The 23,765-nt window shown below is 54.4% G+C and carries 17 protein-coding genes; 7 read left to right on the top strand and 10 right to left on the bottom strand.

Features of this window, described 5'->3' with window-relative positions; all coding sequences use genetic code 11:
• The first annotated feature begins 20 nt into the window (after window positions 1-20).
• Window positions 21-1,100 (top strand): acyltransferase family protein, encoded by a 1,080-nt coding sequence (locus R0137_RS06810; protein ID WP_407329557.1) that lies wholly within the window; start codon window positions 21-23, stop codon window positions 1,098-1,100.
• Window positions 1,101-1,526: 426 nt separating this feature from the next.
• Here R0137_RS06810 and R0137_RS06805 read toward each other — a convergent pair whose 3' ends face one another.
• The 7 genes from R0137_RS06805 to R0137_RS06775 form a co-directional block, all read right to left on the bottom strand.
• Window positions 1,527-3,434 (bottom strand): DUF1302 family protein, encoded by a 1,908-nt coding sequence (locus R0137_RS06805; RefSeq protein WP_407329556.1) that lies wholly within the window; start codon window positions 3,432-3,434, stop codon window positions 1,527-1,529.
• Entirely contained in the window at window positions 3,431-6,574 is a 3,144-nt protein-coding gene (locus tag R0137_RS06800) for an outer membrane lipoprotein-sorting protein (RefSeq protein WP_407329554.1), read from the bottom strand. Before R0137_RS06800 ends, R0137_RS06805 begins: the two co-directional genes overlap by 4 nt.
• Window positions 6,575-6,652: 78 nt before the next feature.
• Window positions 6,653-9,394 carry an XrtA/PEP-CTERM system TPR-repeat protein PrsT gene (gene prsT / locus R0137_RS06795; RefSeq protein ID WP_407329553.1) on the bottom strand — a complete coding sequence of 914 codons (2,742 nt, stop codon included), beginning with the start codon at window positions 9,392-9,394 and terminating at the stop codon, window positions 6,653-6,655.
• Window positions 9,395-9,547: 153 nt separating this feature from the next.
• Window positions 9,548-11,182 carry an FAD-binding oxidoreductase gene (locus R0137_RS06790; protein WP_407329551.1) on the bottom strand — a complete coding sequence of 545 codons (1,635 nt, stop codon included), beginning with the start codon at window positions 11,180-11,182 and terminating at the stop codon, window positions 9,548-9,550.
• A 4-nt stretch (window positions 11,183-11,186) separates the two neighbouring features.
• Window positions 11,187-12,044, bottom strand: a complete 858-nt coding sequence (locus R0137_RS06785; RefSeq protein ID WP_407329550.1) for a PEP-CTERM/exosortase system-associated acyltransferase — start codon at window positions 12,042-12,044, stop codon at window positions 11,187-11,189.
• A gap of 108 nt (window positions 12,045-12,152) precedes the next feature.
• Window positions 12,153-12,641 carry a low molecular weight phosphotyrosine protein phosphatase gene (locus tag R0137_RS06780; RefSeq protein ID WP_407329548.1) on the bottom strand — a complete coding sequence of 163 codons (489 nt, stop codon included), beginning with the start codon at window positions 12,639-12,641 and terminating at the stop codon, window positions 12,153-12,155.
• Window positions 12,638-13,453: a S1C family serine protease gene (locus R0137_RS06775; protein WP_407329547.1), complete on the bottom strand. Its 816-nt coding sequence runs from the start codon at window positions 13,451-13,453 to the stop codon at window positions 12,638-12,640. The genes R0137_RS06780 and R0137_RS06775 overlap by 4 nt, the downstream gene beginning before the upstream one ends.
• Window positions 13,454-13,702: 249 nt before the next feature.
• Here R0137_RS06775 and R0137_RS06770 point away from each other — a divergent pair, with 249 nt between their 5' ends.
• The 3 genes from R0137_RS06770 (at window position 13,703) to R0137_RS06760 (ending at window position 16,620) form a co-directional block, all read left to right on the top strand.
• Window positions 13,703-15,121 carry a TIGR03013 family XrtA/PEP-CTERM system glycosyltransferase gene (locus R0137_RS06770; protein ID WP_407329545.1) on the top strand — a complete coding sequence of 473 codons (1,419 nt, stop codon included), beginning with the start codon at window positions 13,703-13,705 and terminating at the stop codon, window positions 15,119-15,121.
• Between the two features lie 262 nt (window positions 15,122-15,383).
• On the top strand, window positions 15,384-15,665 hold the full coding sequence (locus R0137_RS06765) for a hypothetical protein (RefSeq protein WP_407329543.1): 282 nt from the start codon (window positions 15,384-15,386) through the stop codon (window positions 15,663-15,665).
• The gene (locus tag R0137_RS06760; RefSeq protein WP_407329542.1) at window positions 15,619-16,620 is read left to right on the top strand and encodes a DUF6268 family outer membrane beta-barrel protein; all 1,002 of its coding nucleotides are present in this window, start codon (window positions 15,619-15,621) and stop codon (window positions 16,618-16,620) included. Before R0137_RS06765 ends, R0137_RS06760 begins: the two co-directional genes overlap by 47 nt.
• 63 nt (window positions 16,621-16,683) lie before the next feature.
• Here the strand turns inward: R0137_RS06760 and R0137_RS06755 are convergent, their stop codons facing one another.
• Window positions 16,684-17,964 (bottom strand): O-acetylhomoserine aminocarboxypropyltransferase/cysteine synthase family protein, encoded by a 1,281-nt coding sequence (locus R0137_RS06755; RefSeq protein ID WP_407329541.1) that lies wholly within the window; start codon window positions 17,962-17,964, stop codon window positions 16,684-16,686.
• A gap of 206 nt (window positions 17,965-18,170) precedes the next feature.
• Between R0137_RS06755 and R0137_RS06750 the strand changes: the two genes are divergently transcribed.
• Together R0137_RS06750 and R0137_RS06745 are read left to right on the top strand one after the other, a co-directional pair.
• Window positions 18,171-18,833, top strand: coding sequence for a porin family protein (locus R0137_RS06750; protein ID WP_407329540.1), 663 nt, complete (start codon window positions 18,171-18,173; stop codon window positions 18,831-18,833).
• Between the two features lie 63 nt (window positions 18,834-18,896).
• Window positions 18,897-19,526: a c-type cytochrome gene (locus tag R0137_RS06745; RefSeq protein ID WP_407329538.1), complete on the top strand. Its 630-nt coding sequence runs from the start codon at window positions 18,897-18,899 to the stop codon at window positions 19,524-19,526.
• 9 nt (window positions 19,527-19,535) lie between these two features.
• Here R0137_RS06745 and safD read toward each other — a convergent pair whose 3' ends face one another.
• A complete protein-coding gene (gene safD, locus R0137_RS06740; protein WP_407329536.1) occupies window positions 19,536-20,903 on the bottom strand; it encodes a sulfoacetaldehyde dehydrogenase SafD in 1,368 nt (455 codons plus the stop codon).
• 162 nt (window positions 20,904-21,065) lie between these two features.
• Here safD and R0137_RS06735 point away from each other — a divergent pair, with 162 nt between their 5' ends.
• Entirely contained in the window at window positions 21,066-22,532 is a 1,467-nt protein-coding gene (locus R0137_RS06735) for an alanine/glycine:cation symporter family protein (RefSeq protein ID WP_407329534.1), read from the top strand.
• Here R0137_RS06735 and R0137_RS06730 read toward each other — a convergent pair.
• Window positions 22,514-23,665: an MFS transporter gene (locus R0137_RS06730; RefSeq protein WP_407329985.1), complete on the bottom strand. Its 1,152-nt coding sequence runs from the start codon at window positions 23,663-23,665 to the stop codon at window positions 22,514-22,516. The genes R0137_RS06735 and R0137_RS06730 overlap by 19 nt on opposite strands.
• Window positions 23,666-23,765: the final 100 nt, after the last annotated feature.

Below are 23,765 nucleotides of genomic sequence, written 5' to 3'. Positions count from 1 at the left end.
AGAGGGTAAGAGGGTGTATTGTGAACAAGCTGATCAACGAAACGGATAGAAGATATCTAGACGCGTTACGAGGGCTATCAATTCTTCGTGTAATGCTAGGACATCTAGGGCTATTGTGGTTCTATCCTCCTCACTCTTGGTACCTCGGCGCGCTATTCCCAATACTTTTCTTTGTATCTGGCGCCGTGAGTTACAACAGTTTTTTACGCACAAAAGACATTTGGCGGTACGCTCTCCAGCGGTATATCGCGATCGCCGTGCCTTTTTATACGTTTATGGTATTGCTGATATGCGTTCTTTACGCCAGTAATAAAAGTCTCCTAGTACTGGATGATGGGCCGCTTCGATGGGCTTTTATGTGGCCAAGGTGGGGCCTGATAGAGATCCCAATCGGGCAAATTTGGTTCATCAATGCTTTATTCATAATGTCAGCAATTTCCATACTGATTTTCCCCCTTTTTCGTAGGTTTAAACATGCCACAATTGGAACCGTATCGACCCTTTTTGCTATCAATTTAGTCGGAGATTTTCTGCCGGTTCGAGAGACTTTTATCGCTTCGACCGAGCCAGTACTAGGCGGATATGCCACGCAAGCGTGGGTGATTGCCACATTGATCACGTTTTATTTTTTTGGCGCCCTTTTCTACAGCTTCGGAATCAGTGATATGCATATCAAAAAGATGCTTTCACTTATTGCTGTGTCAGGTATCGCAGTCATTATTGTTTACCCAGAGTCACCTTTTTTTCCGCCGCATGTTGAAATTAAGTCGGCATATTTCGTTTTCGTATCGTTGCTTGCTACGCTAAGTGTTTTGGCATTAAAGCCTGCCTACTTCGCACTTACTCGGAGAGTAAACATAGTGGAACGCTTGTTTCTGTACGCGAGCAAACACTCATATGCAATTTTCTTACTACACACAGTAGTTCTCTACTACATTGAGAGCGCATTTAATTGGCATGACCTATCTCAAAACACAGGCCTAGCGATCGCTCGCCTGCTTTTAGTTTCGGCAATCACGCTGCTATTAGCGCCTCTATTCACATCCCTAACCAATCAGATAGTCAAAGGTTTAAAGGCCATCATCGCGACGACGGTCTGACGCGTCGATCAAAGCGACCTCTCAGTAACACAGAGCGCGAAACACGGTTCTCGCACGAAAAAGATCACCCTTTTACTCTCCATCACATCGTGGTGTCCCTGCGTGGAACGCACGCCGCATCCTCTGCTACTGTTCGGGTGTGATTATTTGCTAGAGCCATAATCACAACCCCAGAAAATTTGCTATCGTGAGCTCTAACTTACATGCTCAGAATGGGAAGGGCAGCGACTGCATTAATATGAACAACGACCGCCGCAAAAGTAATCGAGATTCCACTGACCGCCGCCGCGAGACCCGCCGCGAAGTGCCCGTATGGGGTTACTTAGTCGCCATTACCGGAGTGGTAGTTTTGCTCACGGCCTTCTGGACCCTTATCTACAATTGATCAGAGAAGATTCGAGTCAGAGCGCCGCGACTACGCACTCATTAGAAGCCATACTCGAATCCCACCAACACCCGATCGTTGTCCCCGAACTGTCCAAACAAGCCCTGACGATTACCGCTAAAGCTGTCTGCGCCCAACCACAACTGCAGCTCACTCGCCAACCAGTAACTCAGTTTTAACTGAAGCTGCGTGTCGCCATCGTTAATCGAGTGAATCCCGATACCTCTAAAACGCCAGGTCGCGTTCGCAAAGTCCTGTTGGTACAGCAGTGTTAACGTCTGCTCAGATTCATCCCGGCCCATGCTGTCGACATGATCAAAGAGATAACTGTTAAAAACCTGCGCCGAGATCAGCGCATCCATAGACAGCGCCCAATCCACACCGATGAGCGCTGAGAATTCGCTGCTCTCGGCCACAGCCTCATTTGCAAGGGTGTTCGTGGGCTGGAAACTATCTGAGTTGTAGGCAAGCTCGCCACGCAGCGTCACATCACCAAAGGCGTTAGAGAAGGTACCACCCAGTAAGTGGCTGCGTTGATACTCGGGCTCCAATAACAGGCTCATGGGCCCTCGCACACGCACCGGGAGCACCGGCGCATCAAGATAGCGATACAGATAATTCAGGCTTAGGTCCCAGCCAGCGACAAAACCCGAGAGTGCAAAACCTGCGTCGCTGTCCGAGAAGATATTATCCGGCTTGTCTGCCTCTACAAGACCGGTGATGGGCACCTGCGGAATGATTCGCGGAGAACTAAACGCAAAAGGCGTGTCGAGCTCGGCGAGCTCGTGATAGGTGGTGTCGGGAACCCACAGCAGCTGCAGACTCGCTGCATCGCCTATGGGCACAGTGACATTGGCCGTCCAAAGGGGGATCCGAGAATCATCAAAGTCATCGAGGATGAACTCCCTAAAACTCTGGGGGTTAACCACATCCAACACCTTAATACCGTCAGCCTGACCCCAAACTACCTGCTGCTTACCCAGACGCCAGTCCGTCTGCCCTAGCTGAAAGTCCACAAACAGTTCGCGCAGCGAAGTCTCAGCTTCGCCGCTGTTAAACCACGGCGCGCTGATATCTGAATAACTCGGGGGACGGCGGTCCGTAGGCCCAAGATCGCCTACCCCGTCCAAACGAACGCGAAGGATAGCAGTGAGATCTACACCATTGGCAAAACGCACATCCCAGCGCGGCTGGACAATAGACTCAAACTTCTGCGACTCAGATGGCTCGGTGGCCCAGGCCCACTCGTGCTGCCAGGTGCCCGAAAAGTCGATCAGCGTGCCAGTCTTGGGCTGACGTCGCGGAGCAGAAGCTGTGGACGTAGGGCTACTCGCTGCAGGCGCAGGGCTTTCTTGTACGGTGTCAGAACTCGGTGTTTTGGCTAGCGGTGCAGCTGCCGCGGCCCGCACCGGCACTGCTGGCGCGACGGGCTCAGCGGGAGCCGCCGCCTTTTCTAGCTCTGCCGCTGCAACGGGCTGCGACACCTCGGCCTCTGCAACTTCAGCAGACTCTGATCGAATATCGACCACCAGCCGATGGCCGCGCCCGGCTTCGATGTTCGGCGTTAAACTAAAGTGCCGAGTCTGATACTTCCCGGGCGTAAGATTCACGACGATGCGCAGGTCGTCGCCAGCTCGGGTTGCGTGCTCAATGTCCAGAATGGGCGAGCCGTTAAAGTTGCTCGGTACCGCTTCACTATCAAAGCGGGCATCGCTTAAGTCCAGCACGACGCGTTCCGGATCACTGAGGCGAAAAAACCGGTACTCGGTAGCCGCACTCAGATCCACCACCACGCGGGTGCGTTCTGGAGATGTACCCATACGCAAACCCGTCACGCTTTTGGATTGCGCCAAAGCAGCCTCGGCAGCAACCAGCAGCAGTAAGGAGGCAACAGCTGCCAAGGTATCAAAGACTGGTCTGAGTGTTGGATTGGAAAGTCGCATGATCATAACCCGCGCTTCAGGGCCTGCTGTGTGAATACGCGCTCATCAATGGGAGTCTGGTAGTCAACATCGGCAAACAGCAGTTCGGTGCTGTGACCCGTCTGATGATTACGCATGGTGACTTTGTGTCGCGTCCAGATGCCGTCGATCTGTCGAACATCTTCTGCCGTGAGCGTCTTGAGCGCATTGCCCTTCACGTCCCAAAACTCCGCCTGCACCACAATCCAGTTGCTGGAATTTATCACCGCCTCGGTCCGCGAATAGCCGAGCTCTTTGGCGACCGCCTCGGACTTGGGTAACGCTTGCACGCTATAAAAATCCTCGCGATCGCTGGGCAAAATCTCGTAATCGTAGTCTTCGGCGCTGAGCTGCCCGTCGAGCTTCATGTCTTCAAAACTAAAGTCGGTACCCAAAAAGTAGTCACCGCGATCCGCAGCAGGAATGCGCCGCACTTTGCGCAGCGCCGGCAGGTACAGCCATTGATCATCTTGGGTGGTGTTGGGGTAATCCCAGGTAAGCACGGCGGTATCGCGAATGTTGGCCGGCGCGGTAAAAAACAAAACCAGACGCCGCTCCTCGCCAAAATACTGCCTATAGCTTTGGGTCTGTCGCTCGCGGGTGCGGCCGCGTTTGTCGGTGGTTCGAAACAACAATGAGCGCGTAACCTGTTCACCCTGGGGTACGGCATTCACGCGAGCCACGATCTCGTCGGCGGTTAATACTTCCTCTGCAAACGAATCAGGGTTGGCGAATCCAAGCGCGACCACCAAAAGTAGCAATGGGGTGGCGGCTGCGGCGCGATGAATAAATGCCGGGCGAGCCAAATAGACGATTGCTGGCAAGAGCGTGACGCTGGCCAAAAAGGCGACGCTCATAGACAACATGACGATGCTGCCAAAGTCCCGAAGCTGCGTAACCTGACTAAAAATAAGCACGCCGAACCCACAGGCAACGGCCAGTACGTTTAGCAACAAAGCACGACCTGTGGTCACAAAGAACTGCACAAACATCTCCTCGTGTTTCTGTGCCTCGCGCCCCGGTGATTCATTGAGCGATGTCAACACCCGATGCAGCGTCTGCAAGCGACTCAGCGTATGGATCGCAAAGTCTACACCCAGACCAATAGCCACGGCGGCAAACATCGAGGTACCGACTCCCAGAGTCAGACCGCGCACAACCATAAACGCATACACGATCAATACCGCGGCGATTACCGGCAGCAGAGTATACCCCCCCGCCCAAAGAGAGCGGAAACTCGCCGCTGCCACCAGCCAGACCAGCAAGAGTGCAATGAGGAGTCCCCGAAAATGTGAATCGCCAATATTGCGAATCCAGTGATAGTTCAAACTCACACGTCCGCTCATAGTCGCCTTCACACCCTCATCAAAATACTCGGCAATGTAGGCATCCAAGGACTCGTACACCGCTTTGATTTGACGATAGCCGCCGTGATTCATGGTGATGCGCACATTGGCACTGCGATAGTCGTAATCCACCTCTTGGGCAAAGTCATCCGGATCGGCAGAGAAGCTATAGAGCAAAAAATACTGCGCCACTTCTGCACGAGTCTGGGGCAAAACATAATCGTCTTTTTGCCCCGACGTGAGCACGCGATTCATCTGCTTGAGATAATCCACAATACTCGACGCACCTTTGACATGCGGGAGCGTCAGCGCGTAGTTCTGTAACGCCTGCATCCGCTTGAGTACATCTGGGTCGTAAATGCCTTCGGCATCGGGCGTTTCAATCACGATATCCAAGGTGCTGGTGCCATTGAGGTGCTCATTAATCGCCTGATCGGCAACAACAATGGCCTCGTCGGGGTGGAATAGCCGGATACGATCCGCATCAACGACCAGCTTGCTAGCCGCAAACGCTCCTAAAGCACCCACGGCCGCAAAGCCAACAATCATGGTTCGTGGATATTTCAGCGTCAGCGTTCCCAAACGCTGAATCACGCCCGCCAAACCGTCTCGGGTCCCGGCGCGCTGCCGGTCGATAAATTGCTGGGCCACCTGCACACGAAACACGCTCATCAATATGGGTAGGGCCACGATGGAATACAGCCAGGCCGCCGCCACACCCAATGCGGCAAACAAACCAAAATACTTAAAGGGCGGCATGTAAGCAGCAAAGTACAAACCCAAAAATCCCGCAGCTGTGGTGAGTGAGGTAATAGTCACCGGAAGCCACATGGCGCTCATGGTCGACACGATAAGCTCGCTGCGGGGTATCTGCGGGGCTTTGGACTGCGCTTCGTAAAAGTGGCTGAAAATATGAATGGTGTCGGCCACGGAGATCCCGATGAGAATGACCGGCAGCGCATTGGTAATCACGTAGAAAGGAATCCCCAGCGCCGCCATGCTGCCCAGGGCCACACTCACCGACGCGATAATCATCATCACCGCAAGCAGTGCCGGCGCCAAACGCCGAAAGGCCAGGATAATCATGAGCACGATGATCAGCCCCGCCAAGGGATTCAAGCGCTGGGCGTCGGCGTCGATGTACGTGCCAAGATAGCCGGCAATAGCGCCCTCGCCAGCGACGTGCGCAGTCACGCCTTCCGGCAGGTCAAACTCAGCAAGCAGCGCCAGCATCTCGCGATAGGTCTGCTCTGCCAAAACCTCGTCGATCAGTTGCACCACGATTAGTGCCGCGGAACCATCCTCGGCGACGAGCGTACCCAAGAATAGCGGAAAATCCTCGACCTGAGCGCGCACCTCATTAGCCTGATCCTGGGACTCCGGCAACGGGTCCAATAGCGGTACCACCTCGATACCCGAGTAGGTGCCGGTGATCAGTGATTCCGTGGCGAGACTCAGGGTATTGCTTGCATCGACATTGGATAGTTCATCAACGGCATCGGTCAGCGACGCTATGACCTGCAGAATGTCCGGCCGGTAAACGCCATTAGGGCCATCAGCGACCAGCGCGATGAGCATGGGATCGGATAAGCCGAACTGCTCGCGGATGACGTCGCGATACAAAAGGGCTGGGTTATCAGGTGCGAGAAAGGCATCAGAGCGAGTGTCTTTAGCAAGGTCCTTTAACCCAAAAAGCGACGCCAGTAACAAAAGCACCAGCGGTAACAGGCACCGCTTGGGGTGCTCTATAAGAAATTGAAAAAAACGCGAGGACGCTAACATGCATTCATGCTAGCGATTTGCCCGGCGCTGGTCACCTGCGCCGAGGGCTTTAAACATCAACTTGGCGAAAAACTACCGCTAAAGCGTGTCCAGCAGTGCCTTAGCATCTGCCTGAGAGGCAAAAGCGGGGCCGGCCACCAGCTCGCGCAGCAGATCCGCCGCTTTGTCTTTTTGTCCGGCGCGGACCAAAATCTGAGCCCGGTTGTAACGAATATCGGGGCTACCCTGCGCAGCCTCAAGGGCCTTTGCGTTGAGTGCGAGGGCGCGATCCATGTTGCCATTCTCCAGCTCAACCATGGCGTAGGTGTCTTTAATCTGCGGACTTTGGGGCGCGAGCTTGTCTGCGCGGGCAATATACTCAAGAGCTGTTGCCGTGTCCTCTGAGCGCATGAGCCAGGCAAGGTTGTTGAGCACCACAACGCTGTCGGGGTCTTGATCCACAAGCAGCTTGTACTGTGTTAAAGCCGCATCGTTTTCGCCCAATTCAAGATAGCGGGAAGCAAGCTGATTACGTACCAACATATCGTCGGGTTGATCTTCTAGCCACTCACTGAGCTGAGCAATCGCCTCACCCTGCAGTCCCATCGCCCACTTTGCGCTGGCAAACGAGGTTAAAGTGACGCCGCTGGGATACAGCTCAAAAGCTCTCCCGAGATAGACTGCCGCTTGCCGAAAATCTCCAGAGTAACCCATCAAACGACCGCGTACATTAAGAACAGCTGGATCATCCTGTACGTCGGTGGGCAGACTCGCAATCTCATCAAGGGCGCGCGAAAACTTCTCTTGACGAACCAAGGCGTCGATCAGTTGCTTACGTAACGCCACATCGTCCGGCAAGCTTACTAACGCGGACTCCAAATGACGTTGAGCTTTATCAGGATGCCCGTTTGCGAGTTCTACCCGAGCCACAATCTCGAGAACCTCAGGCTCAGTCGACGCGAGCTCCAACAATCGTCTCGCGTGTGGCGCGGCCGACTCGGGCTCCCCAGCTGCAAGGTGCGCGTTCGCCAGCAGACCAAACACTCTCGAATCCCTACTGCCTTGGTTTGCAAGCTCTGACAACAACTCCACAACTCTGGAGGGATCTTCATCGACCAAAGCCTTTCGAGCCAGTGCTACTCTTGGCTCTACCGCATCCGGGTTAGTGTCAATAGCCTGACCTAGTACCCCCTCCATCTGCTCAACATCACCGAGCTGCTCTAAGATGACCGCAAGGTTCATACTCGTGCCCAAGTCACCTTCGTTGACCGACAAAGCAGTCTTGAAAACGTCCCGAGCCCCATCCAAATCGTCATCCAATACTGCAAGCGCTGCGAGGCCACCGCTTGCTGATACATTGCCGGGCTCCAACTTCAGAGCTTCGTTAAATGCAAGCCTCGCTCCATCGACATCTCGCACCTGAAGTAAAACGCGCCCGAGGTACAAAGCGGACCGAGGATCGTCTGTAAAACTCGCTCGATAAGACTGAGCTTCACTCAGCGCTTTCCCTGTTTCTCCCAAAGAAAGGAGAGCATCGATCAGCCGCTCCTTCGCGACCGTGCTTTCAGGGTCTTGCTCAGCGGCCTCCTGAAGCTGCTGCAGCCCACTCTCAGTGTCTCCCGCAACAAATTGCTGAGAGCCCAGCGCGACCTTTGCTTCTACCGAATCGGGCTGCAAGGCTGCTATGCGAGCGTAAACATCAACGCTCTCACTATTTCTCCCCTGTGTCGCTAGCGCTGTTGCAAGAACTGCCATAGCGGGAACACTATCCGCATTATTTTGCAGCACACCCTTTGCTATGTCCTCTGCTTTTTTTGGCTCACCTTTTTGCATATACAAGCTGCCAAGCTGCAGCGTAGCGGTCGCATTATCGGGGTTTCGGGAGACAAACTGCGTCAATTGCCGCTCTGCCGTAGCCAGGTTCCCTTCGCGTAGGTTAGCGTTTGCCGCGAGCAGCAAAGAACCCATATGGTTTGGGTTCACGGTCAGCGCTTGAGAAAACTCCTCTATGGCGCCTTGGTAGTTACCCTGGTCAAAAAGCAGTTGGCCCTGCAGAAAGTTGACCTCAGGATATTCAGGAATTAGTTTATCCAGCTGAGTAAGTCCTTTCGATGCCGCACTCGAGTCTCCGATGCGAATCTGAGCCTTCACAAGTTGTATGCGATCAGGTAGCCGGTAGGCATTGGCATCTATCGCAGCCTGCAAATACTGCACCGCAGCCTCGTAGTCGTCCGACAGCGCCGCTAGGTAAGCCCGAAAGCTGTTGGCATCTGCGTTGCTTGCATTTCGATCCAGAATCCCGTCGAGAATCGCTGCAGCCTCAGCCGGGTTATCGTCTAGCTGAACAGCGAACGCGGCTTTAGTAACATCGACATAGTCGTTGCCCTCGACCTTGGCTCCCATGAGGGCCCTACGTGCTTCGGATAACTGCTGCTGCCCTAAATAGGCCCGAGCCAAAACTGCATTAAACTCTGGCACACTAGCCAAAGATACATACAGACCGGCATCAAAATCACTGAGAAGCTCAGCCGACTGACCGGCTTGCACAAGAGCCTTGGCAAGAGCTAGGCGCGTCTCACTACTTTCTGAAGATTTTAAAGAGCGCTCGAACTCCGCTATCGCCGCACCAGGATTGACTTGGCTGAGATAAATCTCTCCGTAAAGCGACCGAGCAACTGCGTTTTCGGGGTTCTGCTGCAGAGCCGTTTTCACATCAAGCTCGGCAGCGTTTAGATCACCACTAGCAATAGCCTCTTCAGCTCGCGCGATCAACTCGGCCTCACTAACAGGCGACGAGCACGCCGACAAAGCAAAGACAGCCGCAAAAGAAATGCTGCTCAATAATGGTGAGTTGCCGAATGGCGAGGAAAAACGCATATCAAGCTACCGATCTATGTCAAAAACGAAGTCAGAGAGTATCGAAGTCCACGACGCATTACGATCACTTACCCGAGCAAACTGTGATCTGGCGCACGCCTGATCACACGGCGGCCCTCAGTCCAAATACCGCCCAGGCGCCAGAATCCCCCTAGGATCCAACTGCATGCGAATACCGTTCATAAACGTTTCGTAAGCTTCAGTCCGAGGCGGCATTTTACCGACAGTCTGAATTCCCAAGCGGTAAGGGTAATACCCAGCATCGCAAAACTGCTCAAGCATCTCGTCGTGACAGGCCATAGCGCGCTCATCCTCGCCCTCGACGTCACGGTCGTAAGCAATGTTCACCACGCAATCTATGGTGCGCTCGGTGAGCATGGTGATAGATACCGCAGGTTCAAAGCGATGAGAGATCATCGTGTCATGAACAATCTTCCAAATTGCCTCGGCATGCTCACCACTGTTTGGCGCAATAGGGGCTATCCACATCACACCGCAGCCATCCTTCTCAGGGCTGAGATCTCCAGAAGCCTCAGGCATCTGAGGCTTACGCCAGTAATTGGAGGGCAGCATGCCGTCGCTGGGCTCCCCCTTGGTCATACCAAAAACCGGCTTCAGCATCTTCATGAGCTCCGGAAGGTTCGTGCCGGTAATCATTTGGTAAGGCTTAGCGAAGGTTTGGGCGAGCTTAAGGAGCAATTCGTCCATAAACATGAGGCGATGTACTTTACCGCGCAGGGCCTTCTTGATGCGGCCGCGCGCGGCGCGGACTTCAGAGCGAGTTCCGTACAACGCACCGGAGACATTCCAGACACCGCAGTCCCACTCTTTGCTCTTCGCATCCAATACGTGTTTCGGCAGCGGCGTTTCACCATTGGCTGCATCAAAGGGGTAACTCTGAATCGCGGCTATCATTTTGTAATCATTGCCGATATGCATCGCGCTCTTGATCGTGCCGTCTAAACGCAGCGGCTTAAGTGCTTCGATGAGTTTCGGTAAATCGGCATCGCTCTCGACCTTGCAACTAAAGAACTGCATATAGTCAGGCTTTGGCATCAGCCAGATAGTCGCCTCGACTATCACTCCCAGATTAGACTGAGTAAACAAGCCGTCGTAATGCGGGCCGACCCCCCAGCGATACACATCTACCGCCTGAGCGTTCTCATATTGACCAAAGCCGGTACGCAGCAAATCGCCCTGGGGCAATACCACTTGAAAACCACCAACGTGAGCAAAGTGGTCGGAAAATGCAGTATGCCCGAAGCCCCGCTCCGCAATATTGCCGACCATGCTGTGATGCGACGAACCGCCGGTAACATCAATCCAGAAAGGCGCGTTTTGCGCGGTCAGAAAATCAAATAGCATGCGCTGCGTAACGCCGGGCTGCACCCGTACATAACCAAGCTCTGCGTTGTACTCCACGATCTGATCTAGGCGCTTGAGCTCCATAATGACGCAACCGCTTTTGGCTGGGAGCTTGGAGCCGTAGCCCGTATTGAGGCCTGTGCTTATCGGGTACACCGGCACCACGTGCTCGTTGGCGATGCGCAAGATTGCCTGCACTTCCTCGATAGATCCGGGACGGAGCACAGCAGGTACGACACGATTCTCTCGGAAGGTCGCCGTACCATAATCCGCCAATGTCCCAGCATCGATGGCGACATTGGAATCGCCAAGAAGCTTTTGGAAAGCCGCTATCGCCGCATCGAGATTCTCTGGTAGTTCCGCTGTGCTGCTCAAATCCGCAGTCATGGGTTCACCCCGATTTCAAGGAAACAAAGTTCGAACATAGTGACTCACCAAGGCCAAAGATTCGAGAGTCTAGTTGCTCGGACTTGAGTCCAGATGCTATTCGATCGCCCTCAGGTAACAACACCTCCGCGAACTGACCGCGCACAACTTCATAACAAATCCTTAGGTCATCGGGCCCATCCCTGACCACTTCGTCGATATTGAGATAGTAGGGCGCTCGTATGCCCTTATATTCAAAATCCTCTCCTACACGCTTAACAATCACTCCCATTCGCCGGAGTATTGTCGGTAAAAACGGCTCCATGATGGCAAAGCAGTCCTTGCGTCGCAGGAGATCCGCAACCGCGGTGGCAGCCAGAAACAACGTGACTGCGATCAGCGAGAATGTGCGTTTCTCGCGCGCTTCAAAGTGCAGTGACTCAGCATCTCCAAATCTTGTGGCCTTCTCACCACGCCTACGACGAAACTGACCATCGACAGCAAGCCTTGATATTTCAGCCATTGAAGCTCGCCGATGCGCAAAGCCGCCGAAAAAATCTTGATCCAAAGCGCCCTTGCAATGATCCTCAAAAGGCATCTGCGTGGACTCTTGAGGGCTTACCAAGCGCACGCATCCCGCCGGCGTTCCCGAGGCTTTGTGCATAATCAGACAATGAATAGATTGCTCATCAAACGCATCACGCTCAAGGCCATCTTTAAACGCTGCGGCATCCTCGTAGCCAAACTCCTCACAGTACACGCTGTACCGCACGCGAAATACGTTGGCTTTTTGCTCGTCGGTCAGGGCAAGGGACAATTCGAAATACTTAGCGAAATCCAGGAACATGGATGACACATCAGGTTTGACCAAAGGTTTCGACATAAAGAGACTCAAAGTTCTTATTCTGCTAGGCGTGCTATCTTCAGTATAGAGGGTATTACCTAGCTTAACCCACTAAAAAACCAGAGAAAAAGCGCAGAAAAACGGTGCTTAACCAGATTCCAACAACAGCTCTGGGGAGGCTTCGGCAAGTCGGCGAGCAAGGCTATCTACATGCTCGACCATAGACCGGACCCCTGCTTTGTTTCCGAAATAAGGATCAGGGATATCCAAGCCACTACTATCCAGAAGCGATGTTCGACTCTCCGCCTCAGGGAATCGATCCAGGAGTGTTTGCTGGTGAACAGACTCCATTACCAAAATCAGGTCGGAACTCATAACAAGCTTGTCGCCTAGCGCTTGTGCACGCATCCCTCGCGAGTTAACGCCCATCTCCTTGAGGATGTCCAAGACTCTGGGATCCGGACGGCGACCGGGCGCCCCTACGTCAGTACCTGCTGATCTCACCGCGATAGAGCGTCCCGCTCCGAGCTTCTGCAAGTGATGACGCAGAAGAGCTTCGGCTGCTGGAGAGCGACAAACATTCGCCGTGCAAACCATAAGCACGGTGAACCTGGGACGACTGAAAGGCCAGATCACTCGAGCTCCTCTAGCAACACCTGCAAATGCGCCACTGGAATCGCGTAGGCTATGCCCGAAGGCGCAGACAGCAAAGTCTCGCGACTCTCTTTCACAAACACACTATTCATCACGCCGATCACCTCACCCGTGCGGACGCGGTACACAGCCGAGCCACTGTTACCCGGGTAAGCGATTGCATCTAGCTGGTAAACATCAAAAGGTTTTCGAAGCCGACTAACCTGTACGGCCGACAGTTCTCGCCCACGATCAACGGGTCGGGCGACAGGTGTAATCGCAGAGACAATGCCTTCATGAGTCGTGGGATAAAGCCCCAGTACGGCGCCGATGGGAAACCCCGTGAACGCCACGCGCTCGCCGGCGCGAATCTGGCTGCCAGACGCGAGCGTCATGGGAGGGAGCTGCGCGCCTTCGTAGGACAACACCGCCAAATCATGCTCAGCATCGTTCTTGAGAAGTTGCGCGAATCGTTGTTGCGAGTTGTTGCCGCGACCACTGAACACCGCTAATTGCTCACGGCCATCGTTATCCAAATCTGTGGGGATCACGTGCGCATTGGTTATCACGTAGCTCTTGCCACCAGACTCCACCACGAACCCCGTCCCCATTAGCCGTCTGGGAGGATGCCCGCCGGTGGGCGTCCGCAGGGGATAGGCCGCCCCTACGCCGACTACCGAAGGCGTCAAACGCTCAAGTAAATCGGGAAGCTCTATGCCTATAGCGACCGGCGACAACAGCAAAAGAACACAACATTTAAGGGTGCGGTAGACCAAAAAACCACTCTTCGTATCAACGGCGTGCATGGGGTACATGATGGCCCTTATATCAGCCTTTAGAAAGGCAAGAAACGATCTGAATCGCGCCCTTCTGTGAACCTAGTCACACCCCGTCAACGTCAGTTTTGACCCATCTCAGGTATTTTTGAGCGCACTGTCACAATTTCGTACAGCGCGGCGTGTAATCTCGCAGCCGGCCGCTAAAGTGAAGGCTCACAACTAACACAGAGTTTTGTTGGCGGCTTACACAGCCAGCAAGACGCGGGATTACCCGAAAGGCGCAAAATGACTGGTCTGGTAGGCACAGTAAGACTCTTCAACCACCACATAAACATGGGCTATTACTGGCTTGCGCTCATTGATCTGCTGCTTTTTGGTGGCGCAGTCTACGCGGGCGCGGCACTCTATTTTCTAAGCATCCCAGGCGGATTTGCGAGCCAAGTTAGCGATCTTCCGCTGCAAGCGATCATTTTTGCCGTCGTCACGACGCTCGCCATGTTCTCCATGGGCCTCTATGAGCCAAAACTCCGAGAAGGTGTAAACGGTATCCTCTTGCGAACAGCTGGCGCGTTCGGACTCATGACTCTCGCTATGGCTCTCATCTTTTACATCATGCCTGGCCTGCACATCTGGCGCGGCAACTTCGCCCTGACGGCCGCCCTCGCCTTAGTGGCAGCACTAACAAATCGTCTACTCTGGACTCGGTTCATAGATCTTGAGCAGTTTAAACGACGCGTACTGGTACTCGGCACTGGTAAAACAGCTGCGACCATCAGCAATAAAATGCGCCGCAAGTCCGATCGCCGTGGCTTTCGCGTCGTCGGCTTTGTGCGACAAATTGGCGAAGAATCATTGATAGAGCGCGAGCCGACGCTCGCCCTCGACTGCCCTCTTTCAGAGTATGTCCGTCGGAATGACATCGATGAGGTGATCGTTGCTCTGGAAGATCGCCGCGAGAACATGCCTCAGCAAGACCTCCTTCGCTGCCGCTCTATGGGTGTACGCGTGCTGGACGTCGTCGATTTCTTCGAGCAGGAAGCTGGCAAGGTACTCATCCGTCACGCTCACTCCAGCTGGTTTACCTTCGGCACCGGATTCAAGCGTGGCGATGCAACGAACATCGCTAAGCGACTCTTCGATGTCACCATGAGCTTTTTACTGCTTATGGTTGCGTGGCCCTTCATGCTGATGGCCGTTGTAGCCATCTGGATCGAAGACGGCATTGGCGCACCCATTCTGTACAAGCAACGCCGCGTGGGTCTAAATGGTCGCGTGTTTGAGGTCATCAAGTTTCGCAGCATGACCGTCAACGCTGAAGGCGACGGAAAAGCGCGCTGGGCCACAGCTAATGATGCTCGAGTAACTCGGGTTGGCAAATTTATTCGCAAGACTCGTATCGATGAACTGCCCCAGATTCTCAATGTAATGGGAGGAGACATGGCGTTCGTGGGCCCCCGCCCAGAGCGTCCCGAGTTTGTGCGCGAGCTCAATGAGACTGTTCCATTCTATGAAAAGCGTCACTGTGTTAAGCCAGGCATCACAGGCTGGGCGCAAATGAACTACCCCTACGGCGCGTCTTTGGAGGACACCTTTAACAAGCTCGAATTCGACCTCTACTATGTGAAGAACCAAAGCTTGTTTCTAGACTTCCTGGTTCTGCTGCAGACCGCAGAAGTCATTCTGTTTGGCAAAGGAGCGCGCTAAAGCGCTCCCAACCGCCCCACAGTCCAACCTGGCCTAGCTCCCTAATTTTCCACCTTGCATTCGCCGTAGAATCTGAGCGCCGATCTGTGTGTCAGGTTTTTTTACGCGCCGAATCAACCGCAACTCTAACTTCCTGTAATTCCTGACGAAAAACATTGGCGCGGGCCTTGCAAGCACATTGCTAACAGGTACACTTGAGCAAACTTACGTGGAGGTAGGTCGAGCATAATGTGGTTCTTTGCTCGCGAGCAACGCTAGGCTGATGGACGTACTTCTCACCGTCATCGGCATTCTCGGGTTAGGTGCATTTCTGATTGCCACCTGGGTCTTTGTCTCCGCCGCAAAACGCTACATAACCGGTGAAGACCTCCGTGAGGAGATGGAGGCGATGGAGTCCGATCTGTCTCCTTATCGTCACTGGAAAGACCGCTCCGGCACCGATCGTCGAAACAACCATCACTCAAATGTTTTCCCGCTGACCCTGGACGGTATTGTCATTGAACAGGACCGACGCAGACATCACGATCGTCGTCGCGTTGCCTGAAACCATAAGAACTTTTCAAAGCCTCCTTATAGCAATCGCATTAGTTTTCGCGGTGGCCAAAGTCACCGCGCAAAACTTTGTTCAAGACACCGTTACGGCCTTCGACAACAGTGAATTTATCTTCCAGCGCAGTGTTTCTAACGCACCTTTTATTCCCATCGCCTATTTAGGCGCACGAAGTTACGGCGAAGCACAGATAGAGAACGCACTCACCAAGAAAACACTGGACTTTACGCAGCAAGGTGCGTCTGCGGGTACAGGAGTCCCCTTTCTTATCAGCGAGCGTGATGCCGTTGTTGTCGGGGCCTATCTGAGTAGCAATCGGTTTGAAAGCGACAGCGATGAAACCGAGGACTTTCGAGTAGACACGGTAGGCCTTCCGCTGGGTTGGTTTAGACAAGTCAACAACGAGTGGCAGGCAGCAGCGTTCGTCATGCCTTTGGGTCACAGAAGCACCCAAGAGAGCTCAGACTGGACGCTCCAGACCATGGGCGGAGTTTTTGCCCGTTACACGCAGAACGAAAAACTCTGGTGGGCGTTTGGCCTCTTTGGAGACGATAACCCGAACGATAGCTACGTGATCCCCTACTTGGGGGCCAGTTGGGTGATTAATCCACGCTGGACGATCAGCGCGATAATGCCCTGGCCGGCTGTCGTGTACTCGCCTACTCAGGATTGGATGTTTCGCCTTGGGGCTTCTCCGTCTGGTGCCGCTTGGAGCCTCCAGCCGGTGAACAACGATGTCGCCGTGAGCCTGGACGCCTGGGATTTTGGCTTGAGCGCTGAACGGCGGATTTACAAGAACGTTTGGCTAGAAGCGCGGACCGGCATCGGAGGACTGCGCGGCTTTCGCTTTAACAGTGGCAACGGACAGCTGGAGGACCCCGATATCAGCGTCGGCTCCAGCGGTTTTTTTGCACTCTCTCTGAAACTCCGCCCTGCAATGCTACGCTAGAGCGGAGTTTAGGTAAGCCGGATTTAGCAAAATCGGCTTTGCGAAAGCCCGCCTAACAAGCGCTTACCCTGCACTGGCGGCCAGAGCCTGATCCAGGTCAGAAATGATGTCATCGATGTGCTCGATACCAATAGATAGGCGCACCATGCTCTCACTGACTCCGGCAGACGCAAGCTCTTCTGCGTTTAGCTGGCGGTGGGTCGTACTCGCCGGGTGACAAGCCAAAGACTTGGCATCACCGATGTTCACCAAACGCAAAATCAATTGCAGGGCATCGATGAATCGTCCTCCTGCCTCCTGTCCCCCTTCCAGTTCAAAACTGATGATGCCCGAGGCGCGACCACCGCAAATCCTTTGGCAAGTCTCCACGTAGGGGCTATCTGTGAGCGTTGCATAGTTAACATTTTTCACTAGCGAGTGCTGCAAAAGGTAATCAGCAACTTTTTCAGCGTTTTTACAATGGCGCTCCATGCGCAGAGCCAGCGTCTCGAGACCCTGCATGATAAGGAACGCGCTGTGGGGCGCTAGAGCGGCCCCGGTGTTACGAAGCGGTACAACGCGGCAGCGCCCGATGAACGCGGCTGGACCTAGCGCTTCAGTGTATACAACCCCGTGATACGAAGGGTCTGGTGTGTTCATCACGGCAAAACGTTCAGGGTTTGCGGCCCAATCAAATTTTCCGGAATCGACAATAGCGCCGCCGATCGTGTTGCCGTGTCCGCCAATGTACTTGGTTAGGGAATGAACGGCGATATCCGCGCCGTGATCGAAGACTCGGCACAGGATCGGTGTGGCAACGGTGTTGTCTACTATCAGTGGAACGCCTGCTGCGTGAGCGATATCCGCCCAGCGCTGTATATCAACAATGTTGCCGGCCGGATTTCCGATGGACTCGCAAAAAAGCGCCCGTGTGTTGTCGTCGATAAGTGCCGCGACTGCATCAAAGTTATCGGCTTCGGCAAAACGCACTTCAATACCCTGACGGGGAAACGTGTGTGCAAACAAGTTGTAGGTCCCGCCGTACAGCTGAGAGGTGCTTACAATATTGTTGCCCGCTTCCGTGATAGCCTCGATGGCGTAGCGAATTGCCGCCATACCGGACGCTACGCTCAATGCGCCCACACCTCCTTCCAACTGTGCCAATCGCTCTTCAAGCACCCCATTTGTCGGATTCATGATCCGGCTATAAATATTTCCCGGCACCGCTAGATTGAACAAGTCAGCGCCATGCTGAGTGTCATCAAAGGTGAAGGACGTGGTTTGGTAAATAGGGGTGGTGGCCGCGCGGGTGTTACCGCGGTCGCCGTCGTAACCTGCGTGCAGGGCTATAGTCTCCGGTTTCATGTGCTGTATCTCTTTTTACTCTAGTTGTATTAACGCGTCGCTATCGCGTTTTCAGGGGGTGCTATCCTCGGCCAGTGGGGCTCTGAAATGCAATAGCGCCCTGTTATAATTTGCAAAGCACGGTTTAGGCATCCGACGCGTCTACGAAAAAACCGAGGCTGCCATTAAAAGCACAAGCAAACCACAACATTTCAAGGACCACTACTATGCGCAAAGCGCACCTACCTATTATTTTATTGGCTGTCTTCTCTCTCAGCGCCCAAGCCCAGTGGGCAGGCCCAAGCACGCAGCGGGCGGGCAAGTGGGAAACCACCTTTGGGCTCTATCTCACCGGTTCGGAGAGCAGCGATGGTTTGAACGAGTCTTCGATTGACATCGACAGCGGCTACGGCTTTGGCTTTAGTGCCGGTTACAATTTCACACAGAATCTTGCACTGCGTTTTGATGGCTCCTGGTCCCGAGCGGACTACGACGCGGTACTCGATACTGAAGATAACGGCTTAGTGGACATCAGTCATCGACTGGACGTATTCAACGGGCAGTTCAATGGTGTGTGGAATATGCTGGATGGCCCTTTCACGCCGTATCTTCAAGCCGGTATCGGCTGGACCTACCTCGACTCCAACGTTGCCGATGGACCGCCCAGCACAGGCTGCTGGTGGGATCCCTGGTGGGGCTATATTTGCAGCAACTTTTATTCCACCTATAGTGAAACAAACTTTAGCTACAACGTAGGCGCCGGCCTCCGTTATGAATTCGGCCGCGGCATGTTTGTTCGCGGCGGCTGGGAGCACACCACCATCGACGGTGGGAGCGGCGCGGACCCAGGCTTCGACGCATTTCGCGCAGAACTAGGTTGGTTGTTTTAACAAGCCTTTACTTGTTTTAACCGATTGCTTCGACGACCGATCGCCAAGAGAGGGATAGTTTCCATGGACAAGAAATTTTGGTTAATCATGGCGATCGCGTTTAGCGCCGGCCTGGTCTCGGCAATCGTTGTTCCATCTATTGCCGAGGCCGATTCAGGCGCCAGCAAAAACCCTAAAGACCCATTGAGAGGAATGGCGCCCGTCGAGGCCAGCAAGGGTATTGAATTACCCGTTAGCAATGACGACATGGACGTCGCTCAAGGACGCTATCTCGTAGGCCTTCTAGGCTGTGCCAGCTGTCATACCGATGGAGCATTAATAGGTAAGCCAGATACGAGCAAAACGCTTGCGGGGTCCAGCATTGGTATCGCCTACAGCAATCCCATGATGAACAACTACCCTGGCGCGGTTTACCCGCCCAACCTGACACCCGACAAGGAAACGGGTTTAGGCGAATGGACGCAGGAAGAAATCGTCACGCTGCTGCGTAGCGGTAAAACGCGTCACGGCCGGCAAACCATGGCCATCATGCCCTGGACGAGCTACGCACAGCTAAGTGCAGGCGATGCCCAAGCCATCGCCAGCTACCTGCTATCTTTAGACCCGGTGAAAAATCAGGTGCCCAAGCAGGTTATGCCCGGCACTCCCGCAAAAACGCCTCTCGTACACGTGGGATTGTATCGGAGCCGATAATCCCACGAGCTAGATCACCAAGGTCTTTTGATAACTCATCTCTCGAATCGCGTACTTAACGCCTTCGCGCCCTATCCCACTGTCTTTGACCCCGCCAAAGGGGAAGTGCTCGGCGCGAAAGCCCGGGCCATCGTTCGTCGCCAATAGGCCCACTTCCAGTTCATCGAACAACCGTCGAATCACGCTCAAATTCTGCGTAAAAACTCCGGCTTGCAAGCCATAAGGAGATGCGTTGACCAAGGCGACCACCTCGTCAAGGGAGTCGAATTTTCTTAAGGGGAGCACCGGCCCGAAGGTCTCTTCTGCCACAAGTGTTGCATCGTCCGGCACCTGTTCAATGACCGTCGGCCATAACAGATTTCCTTCGCGCTTGTTCCCACAGGCAAGCAAAGCTCCCCTTGAAAGCGCGTCATCAATACGCCCGCTGATCTCGTCCGCGGCGTGAGAATGAATCACCGGGCCAACAAAGGTGTCATCCATGGCGGGATCGCCCACAGACAGTTCCAAAGTCTTTGACACCAATGCATCCCTAAATCGCGTGTAAACCTCGCTATGCACAAATACACGTTTAGTTGCGGTGCACCGTTGGCCCGCGGTGGCAAAGCGCTGGTTGATTGCTGAGGCCACCGCAGCGTCAATGTCGGCATCAGGCATGATGATCAAAGGGTCATTGCCCCCTAACTCTAGTAACAGTTTCTTGAATCCCGCGGCCGCGGCGATGGCCCGTGCAGCGGCAGTGCCTCCCGTAAAATTAATCGCTTTTATCTGCGGATGGGCCACCAACTCTGCCATAGCCGGAACATCAGGAATGCACAGTTGGAGCGTTTCTTGAGGCATGCCAGCCTCATAGCAGAGCTCTACAAGACGTTTGGCAGAGGCCGTATTTTGAGGCCCGGGCTTGAACATGACGGCGTTGCCTGCCGCGAAGGCTGGTCCGAGCTTGTGCATGGCAATGTTCAGCGGAAAATTAAAGGGTGTAATGCACAGCACTGTGCCCAGGGGTCGCCACACCACCACACCAATACGCTCTCGCTTAGGCGGATACGCATCCGAGTCGAGGGCCTCACCGGCTATCTGCCGCGCCTCTTCTGCAGACGCGATAGTGGTGTTAATCGCCCGATCCAGTTCAACTCGAGAATCAGAGATGGTTTTGCCGATCTCCGCAGTGATCAGCGCTGCGAGCTCTTCCCGTTGTTCTTTGAGCAGAGCCGCAAGCCGTCGCAATACATCGGAGCGCTCATGGGCCGAAAGCGTCCGTTGGACGTCCTCTCCACGGCGAAGAGTAGCAAGCGCTTCGGCAATCGCGGTGTTGTCGGCATAGCTATGTTCTCCAAGAAGCTCATTGTTCCAGGGATTGATCACCGAATAGGTACTCATGACTTTCACTCTCAAACTCGTCTATACGATCCGGCTATTGTCGGTGTTTGTGACTCATAAAAACTAGCCTTTTGTGGTATCTATCGCCCCCCTAGCTAACTCCTAACTTGTGTTGCTCGCTACAGTCGGTATGGTCGTCATCAAGACCTCAGAGACTCAAGCATGCCCCAGTCAATTGATGCCACCGTCGAAGCCCTCATCAAACCCTTTGCCGATGGCCTGGCGGCATTCATTTTCTACGAGGTTCCTATCGCAGGTATCCCTGTCCCCTGGATCGTGATGTGGCTCGCCATCGCCGCGAGTTTTTTTACGGTGTATCTGGGCTTTCTGAACATCCGGGGCTTTCCACTGGCTCTCAAGATTGTTCGGGGGCACTATCACGACCCGGCAGCGCCTGGAGAAATTTCGCATTTCCGCGCTGTAGCCACCGCGGTCTCAGGTACCGTGGGTATCGGCAATATCGGAGGAGTTGCGGTCGCCATTACGATTGGCGGGCCCGGGGCCGCTTTGTGGCTTGTGGTCGCCGGACTCCTGTCTATGTCCACCAAGCTTGTGGAGTGCACGCTTGGCGTCAAATACCGCCGGCATAACCCGGACGGCTCCGTCTCAGGCGGCCCCATGTACTACCTGGAACACTGGTTGCGTGTTCGCAATTGGCCAAAGCTTGGCAAGGCCCTTGGCGCTTTCTATGCCGCGAGCCTGATGATCGGATGTCTGGGTATTGGCAACATGTTTCAGTCCAATCAGGCCTATGTGCAGTTTGTGAATATCAGCGGTGGAGAACAAAGCTTCTTCGCCGACAAGGGCTGGTTGTTCGGCCTCGGCATCGCAGTGCTCGTTGGCCTCGTCATCATAGGAGGTATTCGCACTATCGCCGGGTTTGCCGCAAAAGTGGTGCCCGCTATGGCGCTCTTGTACGTTGTATCAGCGCTGGTGATCATTTTGATGAGTTACGCAGAGATCCCTCAGGCACTGAACCTGATCTTCAGCACAGCCTTTACCTTGGAAAGTGCGACCGGTGGAATGATCGGCGCGATGATTGTCGGTTTTCAGCGTGCGTTGTTTTCGAACGAAGCGGGCATTGGCTCAGCGTCTATTGCGCACTCCGCTGTACAAACCAACGAGCCAGCCTCTGAAGGCATGGTCTCACTGCTGGAACCCTTCATCGATACCGTAGTGATTTGCACCTTGAGCTCGCTCGTGATCGTCGTTACGGCTTTCCCCAATGGCTTAATGGATACCGGACTAGAGGGCATCGCCCTCACATCCGCCGCCTTCGCCCACCACATCAGCTGGGCGCCCTACCCTCTGGCCGTCGCGGGACTCTTGTTTGCATTCTCGACTGCAGTGTCCTGGAGTTACTACGGGCTTAAGGCATGCACGTACCTCCTCGGTGAGGGGGCCGTCGTGCAAAACGTGTTTAAGCTGATCTTCTGTGCGTTTTTAGCGCTTGGCTGCATGATCCAGCTGGAATCGGTATTGGCGTTTTCTGACGCGATGGTGTTCCTCATCGCCGTACCTAACATCATCGGTTTGTATCTGTTTGCGCCTGAGGTAAAAGCCGAGGTCCAGCGTTATCGTCGGCGCATTGCTGACGGCAGCATCCCGCGTCATGTGCCCGCGGATTGATCCGGCGCGCGACTGCGTAAGCTGAGCACCACCACCAGTGCCAACAACGCGGTGCCCGCAAACGCTACCGGAAACCCTGCAGCGTCGGCCACACTTCCTACCAGAACAGCACCCACTGCCGGTGTTCCCATCGCGACCACCGCCCAAAGACTCATCACTCGGCCGCGATAGTTCTCGTCAACCGTTAGCTGAGTCAAGGCCTGGCAACCGGTGCCAATAGTCGTTGTACATCCGGCGATCAATCCAATGGCGATAGCAGTCATCCATACCTCCCGCCACAACCCAGCGCTAAGCGCGGTCATTGCCGACACAAAAAGACCCAAAAGCACCAGGTGGTACAGCCGTCGCAAGCCGCCGCTCTGTCTCGACACCAATAAACCGCCAAGGATTGACCCTACACCCGCAGCCGCCGTGAGTGTTGCAAGCGTCGACGAATCACCAAAGAGGAGCTTTCCCGACACCGCCGGTAATAGTTCGATCACAGTTCTACCAAGCATCCCGCTAGCCAGCGTCATCAGAAAAACCAGCCTCAACATCGAATCTTGACGAAGATAAACAACGCCTGCTCGCAACTGTGCGACGAAGGAGCCTCGATCTTCCCCCGCCTCTTTGCGCTCGGTCCCCGTTACACGGGTCAACAGCAAGGCCGCGACCACACAGATTAGCGCCGATGTAGCGAAGGCGGCTGGCACCGATGACACCATCAGCAGCCACGCGCCCAGGGCTGGTCCGATGACTCGCGAAGTGTTGAAGATAATGGCCGAATATCCGATGGCGCTTGGTAGTGCCTGGCGGTCAACCAGTCTGGGCAAAAAAGCCAGACGAATAGGCGTATGGGCCGAAGTGAGCGCACCAAAGGCGAGCGCCAGCGCAGCGAGTGCAGGCAACTCCAAAAGGCCCAAAGTCGCAGTGATCGCCGCCAGACCGGCTAACAGGCCACAGAGCGTAACCGTGACCAAAAGTCCGTTGCGAGGGTTAATGCGATCTGCGGTAATCCCGAAAACTGGCGTGAGTAAAAAAGTAGGAACCAGCATCAACCCGGCAATGCTCCCCACCCAAAATGCCGAGGCCGTCAGCTCCCAAGCCGCCCAACCAAACAGGAAGCGAATCAGCCAGCTGCCGAGGGTCGACAGGCAGGAAGAAGGAAAGTAAAGACGAAAACGTGGCTGACTAAAGGCCGAGCGATGCCCGGCCTCCGTCTGATTTACCTCTGTGGAATCTGTCGCAATACGC

This window comes from Congregibacter brevis (assembly GCF_045689245.1).
GTDB lineage: Bacteria > Pseudomonadota > Gammaproteobacteria > Pseudomonadales > Halieaceae > Congregibacter > Congregibacter brevis.
This window is presented reverse-complemented; position numbering and strand designations above follow the sequence as displayed.